The sequence below is a fragment of the Streptomyces luteolus genome (assembly GCF_029968015.1).
Lineage (GTDB): Bacteria > Actinomycetota > Actinomycetes > Streptomycetales > Streptomycetaceae > Streptomyces > Streptomyces luteolus.
The window spans coordinates 1-1,281 of sequence record NZ_JASCIS010000108.1; the positions used below are offsets into that span (position 1 = coordinate 1).

Here is a 1,281-nt window from a genome sequence, read left to right on the forward strand (position 1 = left end):
TGAGCTTGTTCCGCTTTGACGGACACTCTCGTTGTGGTGGTCAGGCCGCGAGTGCGGTCTCGTAGTCGGCGGGACTGCGGTAGCCGAGGCTGCTGTGCAGTCGGTGCAAGTTGTACCAGCTCTCGATGAAGACGAAGATCGCAGTGCGGGCGGCCGCCCGGCTGGGCCAGACGGCGGCGTCGAGCAACTCGCGTTTGATGGTGGCGAAGAACGACTCGGCGAGGGCGTTGTCCCAGCACTGACCAGTGCGGCCAACCGACAGTCGGATGCCCAACTCGGCTGCCAGGGCGGCGTATTGCTGGCTGGTGTACTGACAGCCTCGGTCCGAGTGGAAGATCACCGGGCGGGTGGGACGACGTTGTCGGCAGGCGGATCGCAGGGCGTCGGCGACCAGCTCGGTCCGCAGGTGTTCGGCGGTCGCCCAGCCGACCACCCGGCGCGAGGCGATGTCGATGACGGTGGCCAGATAGAGCCAGCCTTCCTCGGTGGGGACGTAGGTGATGTCGCCGCACCAACGGGTATCGAGGGCGGCCGCATCGGGGGCGAAGTCGCGGACGACCAGGTCGGGCCTGGCGGCGGCCCGCGGGTCAGACACCGTGGTCACCTGCCGTCGCCTGCGATGACGGCCCGCAAGTCCGGCCGCCCGCATCAGCCGGGCAACCCGGCGCCGGCCGCACTCAGCGCCCTCCTGCTTGAGCACGGCATGGACACGTGGGGCTCCGTAGGTTCCGCGCGAACGCTCGTGGACGGCCGTGATCTTCTCGGTCAGCTCGGCGTCCCGGACCGCGCGGAGACCAGGCTTGCCGTTGCGGCGGGCGTAGAAGGCGGTGCGGGAGACCTTGAGCAGTTCACACGCGCGCTTGACGTTGTGACCGCCTTGCTTCTCCGCCTCGATGAACGGGTGCACCGTCACCGGGTCTCCTTCGCGAAGAAAGCCGTGGCCCGCTTGAGGATGTCGACGTCCTCGCGCAGTCGGCGGTTCTCCCGCCGCAAAGCCGCCAACTCCTCGCGTTCGCTGCTGGTCAAGCCGTCCTTCTCGCCCGCGTCGACCTCGGCCTGGCTGACCCACAGCCGCACCGCGGTCTCGGTCAGATCGAAGTCCTTGGCGACCTGGCCGACCGAGCGGTCACCGCGTCGACACAGCTCGACGATCTCGGCCTTGAACTCCGGAGTGAACGAACGGCGAGGCCGAGGCTTCTTCTTCCCCATGCTCTCCATGATGGACATCCTTCCGGGGCAGAACCCCTGTTCTCGGATGTCCGTCAAAGCGGATCAAGCCCA

Annotated in this window: 2 protein-coding genes; both read right to left on the bottom strand. The window is 67.8% G+C overall.

Going from position 1 to position 1,281, the window contains the following annotated elements; all coding sequences use genetic code 11:
- Positions 1-40 precede the first annotated feature (40 nt).
- Positions 41-913, bottom strand: coding sequence for an IS3 family transposase (locus QIT00_RS38670; RefSeq protein WP_282540187.1), 873 nt, complete (start codon positions 911-913; stop codon positions 41-43).
- Positions 910-1,218 (bottom strand): transposase, encoded by a 309-nt coding sequence (locus QIT00_RS38675; RefSeq protein WP_223659499.1) that lies wholly within the window; start codon positions 1,216-1,218, stop codon positions 910-912. The genes QIT00_RS38670 and QIT00_RS38675 overlap by 4 nt, the downstream gene beginning before the upstream one ends.
- Between the last annotated feature and the right edge of the window lie 63 nt (positions 1,219-1,281).

Excerpts from the sequence above, each read along its gene's own strand:
- QIT00_RS38675 (WP_223659499.1), bottom strand. The coding sequence starts at position 1,218 with ATGGAGAGCATGGGGAAGAAGAAGCCTCGGCCTCGCCGTTCGTTCACT.